This window comes from Streptomyces sp. NPDC107765, from assembly GCF_055657085.1.
This window is the reverse complement of the sequence record NZ_JBVKBL010000002.1, coordinates 507,987-522,520: the sequence shown is the minus strand read 5'-3', so window position 1 is coordinate 522,520 and position 14,534 is coordinate 507,987. Positions and strand designations below refer to the sequence as shown.

13 protein-coding genes are annotated in these 14,534 nt (G+C 72.6%); 8 read left to right on the top strand and 5 right to left on the bottom strand.

The annotated features are described in order from the left end of the window. Positions 1-82 precede the first annotated feature (82 nt). Positions 83-295, top strand: a complete 213-nt coding sequence (locus tag ACZ7MX_RS06830) for a hypothetical protein (protein ID WP_030416522.1) — start codon at positions 83-85, stop codon at positions 293-295. 221 nt (positions 296-516) lie between these two features. Here ACZ7MX_RS06830 and ACZ7MX_RS06825 read toward each other — a convergent pair whose 3' ends face one another. After that, positions 517-1,218 carry a FadR/GntR family transcriptional regulator gene (locus tag ACZ7MX_RS06825; RefSeq protein WP_472129982.1) on the bottom strand — a complete coding sequence of 234 codons (702 nt, stop codon included), beginning with the start codon at positions 1,216-1,218 and terminating at the stop codon, positions 517-519. A 132-nt stretch (positions 1,219-1,350) separates the two neighbouring features. Between ACZ7MX_RS06825 and ACZ7MX_RS06820 the strand changes: the two genes are divergently transcribed. Both ACZ7MX_RS06820 and ACZ7MX_RS06815 read left to right on the top strand, forming a co-directional pair. Then, a complete protein-coding gene (locus ACZ7MX_RS06820; protein WP_472129981.1) occupies positions 1,351-1,881 on the top strand; it encodes a gluconokinase in 531 nt (176 codons plus the stop codon). Between the two features lie 41 nt (positions 1,882-1,922). Further along, a complete protein-coding gene (locus ACZ7MX_RS06815) occupies positions 1,923-3,374 on the top strand; it encodes a GntT/GntP/DsdX family permease (protein WP_472129979.1) in 1,452 nt (483 codons plus the stop codon). Between the two features lie 130 nt (positions 3,375-3,504). Here ACZ7MX_RS06815 and ACZ7MX_RS06810 read toward each other — a convergent pair whose 3' ends face one another. After that, positions 3,505-5,058 carry an FAD-dependent monooxygenase gene (locus ACZ7MX_RS06810; protein ID WP_472129977.1) on the bottom strand — a complete coding sequence of 518 codons (1,554 nt, stop codon included), beginning with the start codon at positions 5,056-5,058 and terminating at the stop codon, positions 3,505-3,507. Between the two features lie 62 nt (positions 5,059-5,120). Here ACZ7MX_RS06810 and ACZ7MX_RS06805 point away from each other — a divergent pair, with 62 nt between their 5' ends. Next, on the top strand, positions 5,121-5,804 hold the full coding sequence (locus ACZ7MX_RS06805) for a TetR/AcrR family transcriptional regulator C-terminal domain-containing protein (RefSeq protein WP_472129975.1): 684 nt from the start codon (positions 5,121-5,123) through the stop codon (positions 5,802-5,804). Here the strand turns inward: ACZ7MX_RS06805 and ACZ7MX_RS06800 are convergent, their stop codons facing one another. Genes ACZ7MX_RS06800 through ACZ7MX_RS06790 form a run of 3 tightly spaced genes read right to left on the bottom strand, consistent with a single transcriptional unit; the run spans position 5,805 to position 9,294 of the window. Further along, complete coding sequence (locus ACZ7MX_RS06800) at positions 5,805-6,965, bottom strand: acyltransferase family protein (RefSeq protein ID WP_472129973.1); 1,161 nt, start codon at positions 6,963-6,965, stop codon at positions 5,805-5,807. Next, positions 6,962-8,317 (bottom strand): polysialyltransferase family glycosyltransferase, encoded by a 1,356-nt coding sequence (locus tag ACZ7MX_RS06795; RefSeq protein WP_472129972.1) that lies wholly within the window; start codon positions 8,315-8,317, stop codon positions 6,962-6,964. The genes ACZ7MX_RS06800 and ACZ7MX_RS06795 overlap by 4 nt, the downstream gene beginning before the upstream one ends. After that, positions 8,317-9,294, bottom strand: coding sequence for a glycosyltransferase family 2 protein (locus ACZ7MX_RS06790; protein WP_472129970.1), 978 nt, complete (start codon positions 9,292-9,294; stop codon positions 8,317-8,319). The genes ACZ7MX_RS06795 and ACZ7MX_RS06790 overlap by 1 nt, the downstream gene beginning before the upstream one ends. Positions 9,295-9,481: 187 nt before the next feature. Here ACZ7MX_RS06790 and ACZ7MX_RS06785 point away from each other — a divergent pair, with 187 nt between their 5' ends. From ACZ7MX_RS06785 to ACZ7MX_RS06770, 4 genes are all read left to right on the top strand, one after another. After that, entirely contained in the window at positions 9,482-10,825 is a 1,344-nt protein-coding gene (locus ACZ7MX_RS06785) for a DUF6716 putative glycosyltransferase (RefSeq protein ID WP_472129968.1), read from the top strand. 131 nt (positions 10,826-10,956) lie between these two features. Further along, positions 10,957-12,159 carry a cytidylyltransferase domain-containing protein gene (locus ACZ7MX_RS06780; protein ID WP_472129966.1) on the top strand — a complete coding sequence of 401 codons (1,203 nt, stop codon included), beginning with the start codon at positions 10,957-10,959 and terminating at the stop codon, positions 12,157-12,159. A gap of 68 nt (positions 12,160-12,227) precedes the next feature. Next, positions 12,228-13,160 carry an N-acetylneuraminate synthase family protein gene (locus ACZ7MX_RS06775; RefSeq protein ID WP_351531316.1) on the top strand — a complete coding sequence of 311 codons (933 nt, stop codon included), beginning with the start codon at positions 12,228-12,230 and terminating at the stop codon, positions 13,158-13,160. Between the two features lie 127 nt (positions 13,161-13,287). Continuing rightward, complete coding sequence (locus tag ACZ7MX_RS06770; protein ID WP_472130599.1) at positions 13,288-14,478, top strand: hypothetical protein; 1,191 nt, start codon at positions 13,288-13,290, stop codon at positions 14,476-14,478. The last annotated feature ends 56 nt before the right edge of the window (positions 14,479-14,534 follow it).

Below are 14,534 nucleotides of genomic sequence, written 5' to 3'. Positions count from 1 at the left end.
GGGGAGTGTGCGGGTGGGTGGGCGTGCAGGTAACCAGCACCCGCGGCGCCGTGGACGGGTACGGGGAGGGAACAATGGACGCATGTCCAGTCCGCGTCGTGCGTGCCCCGTCTGTACTCGAGAGATCGCCGTTGTCGGCGGCCGCTTCGCCCGGCATGACCCGCCGGGGCGGCGGACGGGGCTGGAGCTGATCTCCTGCCCGGGGTCGCGGCGGATCGCCCCGTTGATGGCCCCCGCCGAGCGGCTCTTCGACCCCGAGGAGCCGCCGTTCCCGGGCCAGCAGCCGCTGTTCTGACGGGCACCCCTACCGGCCTTTTCCCTCTCCCCAACGGGAGGGGCTGGACCAGAGGACGAAGTCTGGAGGGCCGGCACCGCACCCGACAACCACCCAGCCCGCCGCAGGCGCAACGGCGAGACGCCCCGCGGCGGGACGGCCGAGTACGTACGCGGCGCCGCAAAGCGCGCAACGGCGAGCAACAAGCACGGCGCTGCAGCCGAGTACGTGGGAGGGACCAACTACGGCGCCAGAACGTCCAGTTCGGCCATGGCCCCGGTCGTGATCTCGCGAGTCAGCCGCTCCGCGGCATCCGCGTTGCCCGTGCGGACTGCCTCGGCGACCTGGACGTGGAGGGTGACCGCGGCCGGGTCGGGGTCGGTGAACATGACGTGGTGGTGGGTGCGGCCGGTCAGGACGGCCGCGACGACGTCCGCGAGGCGGGCGAACATCTCGTTGCCGGAGGCGGCGAGGATCACGCGGTGGAAGGCCACGTCGTGGATCAGGTACGCGTCGAGCTGCTGGCCGCGTGAGGTGGCGACCATGCCCATCGCGTGTTCGGTGAGTTCGGCGCACTGGGTGGGGGTGGCGTGCCGGGCGGCGAGGCCGGCGGCGACCGGTTCGACGGCCGAGCGCAGGACGGTCAGTGAGCGCAGCTGGCGGGGGCGGTCCCGGCCGGTCAGCCGCCAGCCGATGACCCGCGGGTCGTAGACGTTCCACTCCTCGGTGGGGCGGACGGTCACCCCCACCCGGCGCCGGGAGGCGACCAGCTGCATGGATTCCAGGACCCGGATCGCCTCGCGGATGACCGTGCGCGAGACGTCGAAGCGCTGCGCCAGCTCGTCGGTGCGCAGGACCGTGCCGGGAGGGTGGTCGCCCGCGGTGATCTCGGGCCCGAGGGCCTCCAGCACGCGGCCGTGCAGGCCCTTCCCCTCGTTCTCCATGGAGTAAGCGTACGTTCCCGCATCCCGGCCAATTAAGTATGACGTTTGCATCACAGACTCTTGAATACGTCGTACCTAATGGGTTTCAGTGGGGGACGCACGGGGTCAAGGAAGACAGCGAGGTAACCCGGGATGAGCACTCCCGACGCCGCCCCTGACGTCATCGTCGTGATGGGCGTGGCCGGCACCGGCAAGACCACCATCGGTCCGCTGGTGGCCGCCGAACTGGGCGTCCCGTACGCCGAGGGCGACGACTTCCATCCCCCGGCCAACATCGCCAAGATGACGGCCGGCGTCCCGCTGGACGACACCGACCGCGGCCCCTGGCTCGATGCGATCGGCGCCTGGGCGCACGACCGGGCCGGGCGGGGTGGCGTGGTCAGCAGCTCCGCGCTGAAGCGGGCCTACCGGGACCGGCTGCGGGCCGCCGCCCCGGGCCTCGTCTTCCTGCATCTGACCGGTGACCGCGCGCTGATCCAGGCGCGGATGGCCGAGCGCCAGGGCCACTTCATGCCGACCGCGCTGCTCGACTCGCAGTTCGCCACGCTCGAACCCCTCGGGCCGGACGAGGCGGGCGTCGCGGTCGACGTCGCCGGTACCCCGCAGCAGATCGCCGGGCGGGCGGTGGCCGCACTGCGGGCGCTGGCCGCATCCGGCGGATAGACCCCTCCCCTCCCCCCTCCCGTCCAACCAAGGGAAGCGCCGTGACACATCTCAGCGTCGAGATGCTCGCAGCGGACGCGACCGTGCCGATCACCTCGGCCGGTCACGCCCAGCTGGGCATCGCCGTCCTGGCCGGCATCGCCGTCATCGTCCTGCTCATCACCAAGTTCAAGCTGCACGCCTTCCTGTCGCTGATCATCGGCTCGCTGGTGCTCGGGGCGGTGGCCGGGGCGCCGCTCGACAAGGTCATCGTCAGCTTCTCGACGGGGCTGGGGACGACGGTCGCGGGGACCGGGGTGCTGATCGCGCTGGGCGCGATCCTCGGCCGGCTGCTCGCCGACTCCGGCGGCGCGGACCAGATCGTCGACACGATCCTGGCGAAATTCGGAGGGGCAGGGCCGCAGGCCCTTCCGGCGAAGGGCGGTGGTGGGCGACGGGCGGGACGAAGGGCGATGCCCTGGGCGATGGTGCTGATCGCCGGGATCGTCGGACTGCCGATCTTCTTCGAGGTCGGCATCGTGCTGCTGATCCCGGTGGTCCTGCTGGTCGCCAAGCGCGGCAACTTCTCGCTGATGCGGATCGGCATCCCGGCGCTGGCCGGACTGTCCGTCATGCACGGGCTGATCCCGCCGCACCCCGGCCCGCTGGTGGCGATCGACGCGGTCGGCGCGAACCTCGGCATCACCCTGGCGCTCGGCGTGGTCGTCGCCGTGCCGACCGCGATCATCGCGGGCCCGGTCTTCTCGCGTTACGCGGCCCGCTGGGTGGACGTCCGCCCGCCGGAGAAGATGATCCCGCAACGGGCCTCGGACGACCTGGAGAAGCGGCCCGGGTTCGGGATCACCGTCGCCACCGTGCTGCTGCCGGTCGTGATGATGCTGGCCAAGGCGCTGGTGGACGTCGTCGTCGACGATCCGAAGGCCGGTGTGCAGCGGGTCTTCGACGTGGTCGGGTCGCCGCTGATCGCGCTGCTGACCGCGGTGATCGTCGCGATGTTCACGCTCGGCCGGGCGGCCGGGTTCAGTCGCGGGCGGACCGCGGCCACCGTGGAGAAGTCGCTCGCCCCGATCGCCGGCGTGGTGCTGATCGTCGGCGCGGGCGGCGGCTTCAAGCAGACGCTGGTGGACTGCGGTGTGGGCCAGATGATCCTGGACGTCTCCAAGGGCTGGCACCTCTCCGCGCTGCTGCTGGCCTGGCTGATCGCGGTCGCCATCCGGCTCGCGACCGGCTCGGCGACGGTGGCCACCATCTCGGCCGCCGGTCTGGTGGCCCCGCTCGCCGCGGACATGAGCACCACTCATGTGGCGCTGCTGGTCCTGGCGATCGGCTGCGGCTCGCTGTTCTTCAGCCATGTCAACGACGCCGGCTTCTGGCTGGTCAAGGAGTACTTCGGGCTGAGCGTCGGCCAGACACTGAAGACCTGGTCGGTGATGGAGACGCTGATCTCGGTGGTCGGCATCGGGTGCGTGCTGTTGCTCTCCCTGGTCCTGTAGTCCCGGTCGGTCGGTCTTTCGGGCGGACCCCTGCCGCCCCGGGCGCCTCACCCCCCTCAGGCGCCCGTTCCCGGCGCGAGGCCGTACGAGCACAGTTCTCGTACGGCCTCGCGCGCTTGTGGAGCGCAGGTCAGGCGGTCGGCTGCGGGGCGGGCACGCCGGTGTACGCGGCCAGGACCTCGGCCACGGCGGTGGTGGCGCCGGTGGCCGGGGCGGCGAGGGCGAGGTAGCCGTCCGGGCGGACGAGGAGGACGGCCGGGCCGTCCCCGTAGGCGGCGCGGAGGTGGCCGTCGGTGTCGATCAGGTCGGGGTCCGGGCCTCCGGCGCGGACGATCCGCAGCAGGGCCGAGTCGGTGGGCAGCGCGGCGGCGTCGAGGTCGGTGTCGCCGAGGACGAGCAGGGTGAAGTGCGGGCCCCGATAGGCGTCGAAGAGCCGGACGGCCTTGCCGTCGGGGGTGTGGCAGGGGGCGTCGGGCGCCCGGTCGCCGGCCCGCAGCGCGTCCTCGGGCAGGCCGGTCCGCAGCTCCCGGGTCAGCGGGCTGTCCGGGTAGCCGATGTCGAGCTGGTGCAGATCGCGGCCGCGGCGCAGCGAACGCGAGCGGTGCAGCCGGGTGCTGGTCTCGAGGATGCGCTCGGCGACCGGGCGGCGCTCGGCCTCGTAGCTGTCGAGCAGGGTGTCGGGCGCGCCGTACCGCAGGACCAGGCCGAGCTTCCAGCCGAGGTTGTAGCCGTCCTGGACGCTGGTGTTCAGGCCCTGGCCGCCGGCCGGTGAGTGGATGTGCGCGGCGTCGCCGGCGAGGAAGACCCGGCCGGTGCGGAAGGTGTCGGCCAGGCCGACCTTGGGCCGGAAGACGGAGGTCCAGACGACGTCGGTGACCTGGTCGGCGGTGAGGTGGGTCTGCGCCGCGATCGCCGCCCGGACCCCCTCGGCCGAGGTGTCCGGGTCCTCGGCGGAGGACCAGATCATGCCCTGGAAGAGGTCGGTGCCGGCGAGCGGGAGCAGGGCGGCGAAACCGCCCTGGGGCGCTTCCCAGCGGTGCCAGTGGTCGCGGTCCAGGCCGCTGATCCGGACGTCGGCGAGCAGCGCGGCGCCCGGCCCCGCTTCCAGTGCCCCCGTCCTGATCATCCTGGTGCCGAGCGCCCGGCGGACGGTGCTGCGCCCGCCGTCGGCGGCGACCAGGTAGGCGGCGCGCACGGAGTGCGGCCTGCCGCCGGCGGTGACGAGACGGGCCGTCACACCGTCCGCGTCCTGGGTGAAATCGGTGAGTTCGGTGCCGAACAGCACGCTGCCGCCGAGCTCGGTGAGCCGTTCGTGGAGCAGCTCCAGGTTGCGGAACTGCGGCACCATCATCGCGTTCGAGTGCGGCGCGGCGGGCGTCGGATCGACCCGCTCGATCATCACCTCGGTGCCGATGATCCGGCCGTCCTCCCAGCGGGCCGTGACCGGGTAGTCGCCGCCGGCCGCGCGGATCGCGTCCAGCACGCCGAGGTCTTCGTAGACCTCCTGGGTGCGCGGCTGCAGGCCGTTGCCGCGGGCGCCGGGGGAGAGGCGGTCCTGGCGCTCGACGATCAGGGCGCGCACGCCGCGGCGGGCGAGGTCGATGCCCAGGGCGAGGCCGGTCGGGCCCGCGCCGGCGATCAGTACGTCGACGGCCGCGGGAAGGGTGTCCGGCTGACCGCTCATGTCCTTAACGTTGTTAAGTTCCATGCTTCCGAGCATCGCCTTAACGGTGTTAAGTTGTCAACATGGTTTCGCGCATCGACCGGAAACAAGTGGTCACCACCGCCCTGCGGCTGCTGAACGAGGTCGGCCTGGACGGCCTGACCCTGCGCCGGATCGCCAACGAGCTGGACGTCAAGGCGCCCGCGCTCTACTGGCACTTCAAGAACAAGCAGGAACTGCTCGACGAGATGGCCACCGAGATGTTCCGGCGGATGACCGCGCACCTCATGGGGAACGGGCCGGCCGGGCCGGGCCCCGAGGGGACCTGGCAGGACCTCCTGCTCGGCGCCTGCCGGGGGCTGCGCCGGGAACTGCTCGGCTACCGCGACGGCGGGAAGGTCTTCAGCGGGACGCGGATGACGGACACCAGCTACGCCGCGCCGCTCGACGGCATCCTGCGCCGGTTCACCACGGCCGGCTTCACGCTCAAGGAGGCGGCGCACGCCTGGTGGACCGCGTACAACTTCACCATCGGGCTGGTGATAGAGGAGCAGTCGGTGCACCCGGAGCCGGGCCGGCCGGAGGCCCGGGACCCGGCCTACGACCTGGACCTGCGCGAGGCGGACCTGGGCGACCGCTATCCGCTCGCGGCGCGCGGCGGCCGGGAGATGTTCGCCGACATCGAGGACAGTTTCGAGGCCGGCCTGCGGATCGTCCTCGCGGGCATCGAGGCGACGGCCGGCCCGGGGGTCCGGGCCGGCCGCTGATCAGCGCCGCGGATCCAGCGCCCGCTTCAGGCGGGGCGTCAGCGGACGCTCCACGCAGCGGTACAGCACCCACGCCAGCAGCAGCATCAGCCCGGTCGTCAGCACCAGCGTCAGGGCGGACGGCACCCCGAGGGTGCGGTGCAGGGCGCCCACCACGACCCAGCCCAGGTGCTCGTGGACCAGGTAGAAGGGGTAGGTGAGCGCGCCGGCGACGGTCAGCCAGCGCCAGTCCGCCCACCGCAGCGCGCCCAGGGCGACCGCCCCGACCAGCACGAAACCGAGGGTGACGACGGCGATGATGCCGGCCGTCGAACGGTAGGAGAAGGCGTGCACCGACGGGGCGTGCCAGAGGCCGGCGACCGCGTGGTGCTGCCCGATGAGCCAGCTGACCAGGACGATCGCCCAGGCGACCGGGTCCCGGGGGCCGTAGCGGTGCAGCAGGTACAGCCCGATGCCGCCGATGAAGAACGGTTCGTACTCCGGCATCAGGACGACGTCCAGCAGCGGCTGGTGCGCGGCCTGGGCCAGCGCGGCGGCCAGCGTCCAGCCGGCGCAGAAGAGGACCACCCGGCCGCGGGTGGCGCCCGGCAGGACCACGCAGAGCGCGAAGAGCGCGTAGAAGCGCATCTCCGCCCAGAGGGTCCAGCAGACACCGAGGACGCGGTGTGCGCCGAGCGGCTGCTGGAGCATGGTGAGGTTCGTCAGCACCTCGCTGGGCGCGAGTGCCTTGTAGGCGACGAAGGGGAGCGCGAAGACCGCGGTGACCAGCAGGATCGCGGCCCAGTACGCGGGGTAGAGGCGGGAGATGCGGGAGGCGACGAAGGCCCGCAGGGTCCGGCCCCAGCCGGACAGGCAGATCACGAACCCGCTGATCACGAAGAAGATCTGGACGCCCAGGCAGCCGTAGGCGAACAGCGGTGCCAGCGTGGGGAATTGATGGGACGGCGAGCCGCCCCAGGCCCCGGCTATCTCGCCGCCGCGCCCACCGTAGTGGTACGCGGCGACCATCAGCGCGGCCAGCAGCCGCAGCCCGTCGAGGGCGCGCAGCCGGGACGGTGCTCCGTCGCGGCTGCGCCGTCGTATCAGGCGCTGCGGGGCGGGGGTGACGAGATCCGGCGCGACGGGTGGCGCGCCGGTCGCCAGCGGCGGGGTCGTCGTCATCCGAAGACGGCCCGCTTCTTCAGCCGCCGCTGCACCGCCCGGGCCCGGCGGGCGACCCGGCGGACCGTGGCGTTGCGCGGGATGAAGGCCAGCTGGGAGGGGATCGCGCCGGGCAGTGCCAGTGCGGTCAGCCGGCGGCGCTTGAAGTAGCGCCAGGTCCGCGCGTCGAGGTGGGCGGCCAGATAGCGTTCGGCGGCCGGCCGCAGCTCCGGGTAGATCTGGTGCTGCATCGCATAGCCGACCGCGGCGACCAGCCCCTCGACGGAGGCCGCGGTGGCGACCGTACGCGGCCGCCCGCCGGTGTCCTCCAGGTCCGGCACCAGGGCGTCCACCAGCGTCACCGGGATGCGGTTGCTGTTCTGATACGGCGTCAGCCGCTCCAGCAGCAGATCGGTCCCGGTGCGGGCGACCGGCAGGCCGTAGAGGGTGGCCGCGGTCAGCAGGGCGGTGGAGAAGCAGCCGACGACCAGCGCGGGCCGCATCCGCTGGTAGACCACCTCGGCCAGCACCGGACTGTCGAGCACCGTCAGTGCCACGTCCAGCTTCTCCGCCTCCCGCTCCAGCAGCCGCGACCAGCGGGCCGGCGCGGACGGGTGCGGCTTGAAGACGATCTCGCGGTGCCCGCGCCCGGCGGCGCCGCGCACCATCCGTACGTGCAGCTCCTCCTCCTCTTCCGGGGTGAGGATGCCCAGCGCGGAGAGGTACTGCCCGAGGAGCAGCGCCCCGCCCTCCGGGACGTCCAACGGGCCGCTGACGTCCGCGAGTTCGGACAGCACCTTGGTGAAGGCGTCGGTCGGGACGGCCTCCGCCGGCACGTCGAACTCGGTGAGCAGCAGCGGCGACAGGCCCGGCACCAGGTCCAGGTGCAGCAGCCGGCCGATCCGGGTGCCGACCAGCGGGTCGAGCTTGTTGCGGGTCGGGCCGTAGCTCATCAGCCCGTCCGCGTAGACCTCGATCGGCGCGTCCGGGAAGAGCTGGGCGATCGCCAGCGCCGGGTTGACCTGGATGGACTCCACGATCAGCTCGACCTGGTCGTCACCCAGGCCCCACAGCAGCCGCAGGTGGCGCTCCCACAGCGGGACGTCGTCCGCGCGCGGGGACCAGCCGCCCGGGTGGAAGGGGCTGATCGTCTCGTTCCACGACAGCACCCGGTCGAAGCGGCCGCGCAGCCGCTCGAAGCCGGGCATGGTGTCCAGCGACGCGGTGGTCTCCGGGGTCGTCGCGTTGTTGCTGAGCAGCAGCAGCCGGCGGCCGGCCGGCGCGAACCGGTCGGCGTCCAGCGCCGCGGCGAGCGTCGCCGCGCCGTACAGCGTGGACGCCACGAAGATCTGGGTGCGGGCTCGGGTGGGCATCAGGCGGCCACCTCGGTGGGGACCGGGCGACGGCGCAGCCGGCGCAGCCGGGACGCGCGCTGCACATCCATCGAATCCAAGGCTTCCTTCAGTACGTCCTGCGGCATGCGTTTCATGGCCGCGGCACTCATCGAACGCAATTTACGGGCCACCTGCGGTTCGAAACGTTCGATCGAACCGAGATGGTGGGAAATGATCGCGCAATAGGTCCGGACCGCTTTCGGAAGCAGCCGGTCCGCATCGCGGTCCTGGGCGGTTTCCTCGATCACCTGGTCGAATGCCCGAATGAAATCCAATTGCCGTACGTCACCGATCTGGGTGAGCGACGAGGCCACTCCGCGCCGGTAGAAAACACCGAGCAGACCGACCACCGCCATGGACTTCGCCTCGCGGTGCAGCCGCCAGATCCACGGCCGGTCCTCGGCGGTGCGCAGCCCGTCCTTGAAATGCAGCACCCCGTCGTCCAGCAGCCGGCGGTGGTACATCCCGGCCCAGGCATAGGCGTAGTCGACCGAGGTGGAGCGGTCCGCGGGCAGGATCACCGCGCGCGGATCCAGCACCACCCCGCGCCGGCCGTGCGGCACGCGGTGCACGGTGCGCGCCCGGGCGGTGCACTGGACGTGGTCGGTGCGGACGAAGTCGCACCCCAACTCCTCAATCGCCGCGAGGAGTTCGGCGAAATAGCCGGGCGCCAGCCAGTCGTCGCCGTCGAGGAAGGTGAGGTACTCCCCGCGGGCCTGGTCCAGGCCGGTGTTGCGGGCGGTGGCCAGGCCGCCGTTCCGTTCGTGCCGCAGCAGTCTGGCGCCCGGCAGCTCACGCTCGGCGCGCGCGAGGATCTCCGGGGTCTCGTCGCGCGAACAGTCGTCGACGAGCAGGAATTCAAAGTCGTCGCGGGTGTTGGCCGCGAGACTTTTCAGGGTGTCGGGCGCGTATGTCTGCACGTTGTAGAACGGCACGATGACGGAGAGCTTAACCACCCGGGTGACGTTAGGTGCCGGTCCGGCATTCGTCTTTACGCGGTGTGGACACCGGGGTGAACGAAGAATGGCGGGATGGTTAACCGGGTCGGTAATCGGGCCGGTTCGCCGTTCGTCGACCCGCTGTTAACCGTTTGTTGCGACCCAGTTGGCCCGCCAAACGGAATGCCTTCCTAGCGTCATCGACGTGCCATCACGTACCGCTTCCTCGCCGCGAGTCGCCGTGCTCGCCGACTCGGATACCCGATGGAAATGGGGCGCTTTGACAGCGTACCGAATCCAATCGGACATCCGGCTCGACGGGTATCTGCTCCGCGGCCGCGCCACTCCCACGGTCCGCCAGCTCGACGAGGTCGGCGCCCGGGCGGACGCGCTGCGCGAGATCCGGGGGGTCGACTTCGTGCGCACCCTCGACCGCACGCGCTACGACGTCGTCGTGCTGGCCTGCGTCGGCGGCGCGGTACAGGCGATGCTGCACGGCCTCGCCCGCGCCTGGGACACGGAGACACCGGCGGCTGCCGCCGCGGGCACCCGGCGGCCCGTGGTCGTCACCGGCTACGTCGGCGTGGTCTACGAGAAGCTCGCCGACGGGCTGCTGCTGCGGCACGGCGCGGACGTCGTCCTCGCCAACTCCCGGCACGACGCCGACCGGTTCCGCGCCGTCTACCGCGGCGTCGGCGCCGACGACGGCAGCGTCGTCGAATGCGCCCTGCCGTTCCTCGGCGGCGACCGGTACACCGCCCCACACGACCCCTACACCGTGGTGTTCGCCGCCCAGCCCTCCGTCCCGGAGAACCGCGCCGACCGCACCTACCTGCTGCGCCGGGCCGTTGAACACGCCCGCCAGCACCCCGGCCGCGAGGTGCTGATCAAGCTCCGCAGCAAGCCCGGCGAACACACCACGCACATCGAGGAACTGCCCTACCAGAAGCTCGCCGCCAAGATCCCCGGCGGACTGCCCGCCAACTGCCGCCTGGTGTACGGCAACATGGGCGAGGTCCTGGACCGCACCGACCTGCTGGTGACGGTCAGCTCCACCGCCGCCCTGGAATCCCTGCACCGCGGCATCCCCACCGCCGTCCTCACCGACCTCGGCATCCGCGAGGTCCTCGGCAACCACCACTTCCTCGGCTCCGGCTGCCTGGCCTCCTGGGACGAACTGGACGCCGGCCACCGCCCGGAACCCGACCCGGACTGGCTGGCCCGCCAGGGAGTCGCCGCCGACGGGGAGTACGAACGCGCCTTCGACGCGGCCCGCGCCCGGGTCACCGCACTCCGCGAGGCCCCGACCCTGCCGCCGCTGCGCCCGTACTACACACCGCGCACCGCCCCCGGCTACCTGCCCGGCATCCTCGCCCGGCACGGCCTGGACCCGCAGGGCGCCCCGCTCCCCGGCCACACCGACACCCCCGAGGAAACCGGCGGACTGCGCCGGATCGCCCGCGAGACCGTCCGCGAGGCCGCCCGCGGCGCCTACCGCCACGGCGTCCAGCGCGTCGCCCCCGCCATCCGCCGCTGGGGACAGCTGTGAGCGTCGCACGGGAGGCCGCCGGTGTGCAGCCGACAACGAAAGCCGCGCTGTCGCCGAGCGGGCGGAGAAGCGAACGATCAACCGCTGTGACGTCCCTCGCCCCCGTCCCCGGCCCGACCAAGGAGCCCGCAATGCCACCCACCGTGGTTGCCGTCATCCCCGCCCGCGGCGGATCCAAGGGCGTGCCCGCCAAGAACCTCGCCGCCGTCGGAGGCGTGCCCCTGGTGGCCCGCGCGGTCCGCGAATGCCGCGCCGCCCGCCTGGTCACCGACGTCGTGGTCTCCACCGACGACGCCGGCATCGCGGCCGCCGCGCGCAGCGCCGGAGCCGTCGTCGTCCGCCGCCCCGGCGACATCGCGGGCGACACCGCCACCAGCGAGGCCGCCGTCCTGCACGCCATGGACGCGTACGAGGCCGAGCAGGGCACCACCGTCGACGCGGTGCTGCTGGTCCAGTGCACCAGCCCGTTCCTGGTCCGCGAGGACATCGACGGGGTGGCCGCCGCGGTCGTCGAGGGCGGCGCCGACAGCGCGCTGACCGTGGCACCCTTCCACGGCTTCGTCTGGCGCGACGCCGAGCCCGCGGTGGGCGGCGCGACCGCCGACGACGGCGGCCACGGCGTCAACCACGACAAGTCCTTCCGCCCGCGCCGCCAGGACCGGCCCCAGGACCTGCTGGAGACCGGCGCCGCCTACGCCATGGACGCGGCCGGCTTCCGCACCAGCGGCCACCGCTTCTTCGGCCGCACCGAACTCGTCCGCACCGACCCGGCCCGGGTGCTGGAGGTCGACGACCCGCACGACCTCGCCCGCGCCCGCGCACTGGCCCCGCTGCTGGACGCCCCCCGCCCCGGCGCCCTCCCGTCACGTGACGACATCGACGCGGTCGTCCTCGACTTCGACGGCACCCAGACCGACGACCGGGTGCTGATCGACGCCGACGGACGGGAGATCGTCGCGGTCCACCGCGGCGACGGCCTCGGCATCGCCGCCCTGCGCCGGGCCGAACTGAAGCTGCTGATCCTGTCCACCGAGACCAACCCGGTCGTCGCCGCCCGGGCCCGCAAGCTGCGGGTGCCCGTCCTGCACGGCATCGACCGCAAGGACCTCGCCCTCAAGCAGTGGTGCGAGGAGGCCGGAGTCGCGCCCGAGCGCGTGCTCTACGTCGGCAACGACGTCAACGACCTCCCGTGCTTCGACCTCGTCGGCTGGCCGGTGGCGGTCGCCGGGGCGCACGACGTGGTGCGCGGCGCGGCCCGCGCCGTCACCGCCACGCCCGGAGGCAGCGGCGCGATCCGCGAGATCGCCGGCTGGCTGCTGGGCCCCTCCCTCTAGCCCACCCCACCCCACCCCACCCCTGAACCCCACCCCGCACACCCTTATCCACACGAAGGAATCTCCCCATGAGCACCAACTCCCGCCTCCGCAAGCTCGGCACCCGCGAGGCCGGCCCCGGCCGCCCCGTCTACGTCACCGGCGAGATCGGCATCAACCACAACGGCGACCTGGAGAACGCCTTCGCGCTGATCGACGCCGCCGCCGACGCCGGCTGTGACGCGGTGAAGTTCCAGAAGCGGACCCCGGAGGTCTGCACCCCGCGCGACCAGTGGGACATCGAGCGCGACACCCCCTGGGGCCGGATGACCTACATCGACTACCGCCACCGCGTGGAGTTCGACGAGGACGGCTACCGCGCCATCGACGAGTACTGCAAGAAGCGCGGCATCGCGTGGTTCGCCTCCCCCTGGGACGTGGAGTCCGTCGCCTTCCTGGAGAAGTTCGACGTGCCCTGCTACAAGGTCGCCTCCGCCTCCCTCACCGACGACGAGCTGCTGCGCGCCATGCGCGCCACCGGCCGCACCGTCATCCTCTCCACCGGCATGTCCACCCCCAAGCAGATCCGGCACGCCGTCGAGGTCCTGGGCAGCGACAACATCCTGCTCTGCCACGCCACCAGCACCTACCCGGCCAAGGCCGAGGAGCTCAACCTGCGGATGATCAACACCCTGCAGGACGAGTACCCCAACGTCCCGATCGGCTACAGCGGCCACGAGACCGGTCTGCAGACCACCCTCGCCGCGGTCGCCCTCGGCGCCACCTTCATCGAGCGGCACATCACCCTCGACCGCGCCATGTGGGGCTCCGACCAGGCCGCCTCCGTCGAGCCCGGCGGCCTGACCCGCCTCGTGCGCGACATCCGCACCATCGAGGAGTCCCTCGGTGACGGCGTCAAGAAGGTCTACGAGTCCGAGCTCGGCCCGATGAAGAAGCTGCGCCGGGTCGCCGGCGTGGTCGCCGAGACGGAGGCCGCCGAGGCCCAGCCCGCGGCAGTCTGACACCGGCCACCAGCCGACGGGAGACAAGGTGAGCTCACCTGAGGGGATCCGCGCCGCCCCGTTCACGCGAGGCGCCGAGGTCCCGCCCCAGGGGACGGCGGGTACTCCCGCCCGTCGTCTCCTGGGGGTGCCGCGGCAGCGCCACCGCACCCGCACCGCAACCACCGGTGCCACCGCCCGCGCCGCCGCCCCCGGCACCGGCACCCTCGCCTTCGTCGAGAGCCCGGTGCAGCTGCTCAACGTCCTGGAATGGGCGCACGCGGCCCTGCCGGACGCCGACGCAGCGGAGGCCGACGCCTCGGACGGCACCGCACCGGACGGGGGCGGCGCCGACCGGGCGGCCACCGAAATCACCGTCGTCGTGCTCTCCCCGCACGACCCGATGACCCGCGGCCAGCTGCGCCGGATGGCCGAACTCGCCCGCGACGAAGGGCACACCGTGCGCTGGGAGGAGGCCCGCGGCGGCCCCACCGCGCCGCTGCGCACCATCGGCGGCCTCACCCCGCTGCTGCGCCGCGCCCGCCGGATCGTCATCGGCGACCCGTTCTCCCGCTACGTCCAGCTGCTGCTCGCCCTCACCGGCGCCCCCGACCTGGTCGTGGTCGACGACGGCACCGCCACCATGGAGTTCATCTCCCAACTCGCCCGCGGCGAACGGCTGGTGCGCTGGCACCGCAGCGGCGGCGGACGCGGCGCCCGGGACCTGGTCTTCGCCCCGTTCTCGGCCACCGCGCGCCGCCGGCTCACCCCGCCGCCCGAGGGCGGCAGGCGCACCGTCGGCGTCTTCAGCTCGATGCCCGTCGAGGCCCCGCCCGGTGTGCACCTCACTCGGAACGACTTCGCCTGGACCCGGGCGCGGTTCGGTCCGCCCCGCGTCATGGGCGCCGCCGACATCGTCGGCACCTCGCTGGTGGAGACCGGGGTCGTCGACGCCGACCGCTATCTGGCGGCGGTCGGCACCCTGGCCCGTACGCACGGCGCCAGCCGCTACTTCGCCCACCGCCGCGAGAGCACCGAGAAGCTGCATCGCCTCGCCGGCGCGACCGGACTGGAGATCGTCCGCCCGGACCTGCCGCTCGAACTGATCGCCCGCCGCGGCCCGGTCGGACGGCTGATCGTCAGCTTCCCGTCGACCGTCGTGCACACCCTCCCGCTCGCCCTGGCCGGTACGGAGGTCCGGGTCGCGGTCTGCGACATCGACCCGGAATGGCTGACGGCCCACGCTTCACCGCGCGCCCAGGGCTTCCTCGACGGCGTCACCGGAACCGCCCGCGACGTGCAACGACTTCCGTTCGGGCAGCGGATGGCCACCGGTTGAGCGGAGCGCGGAGCATGGCGACGCCCGTGGCGGGAAACCGTAGTTCATACCCCTCT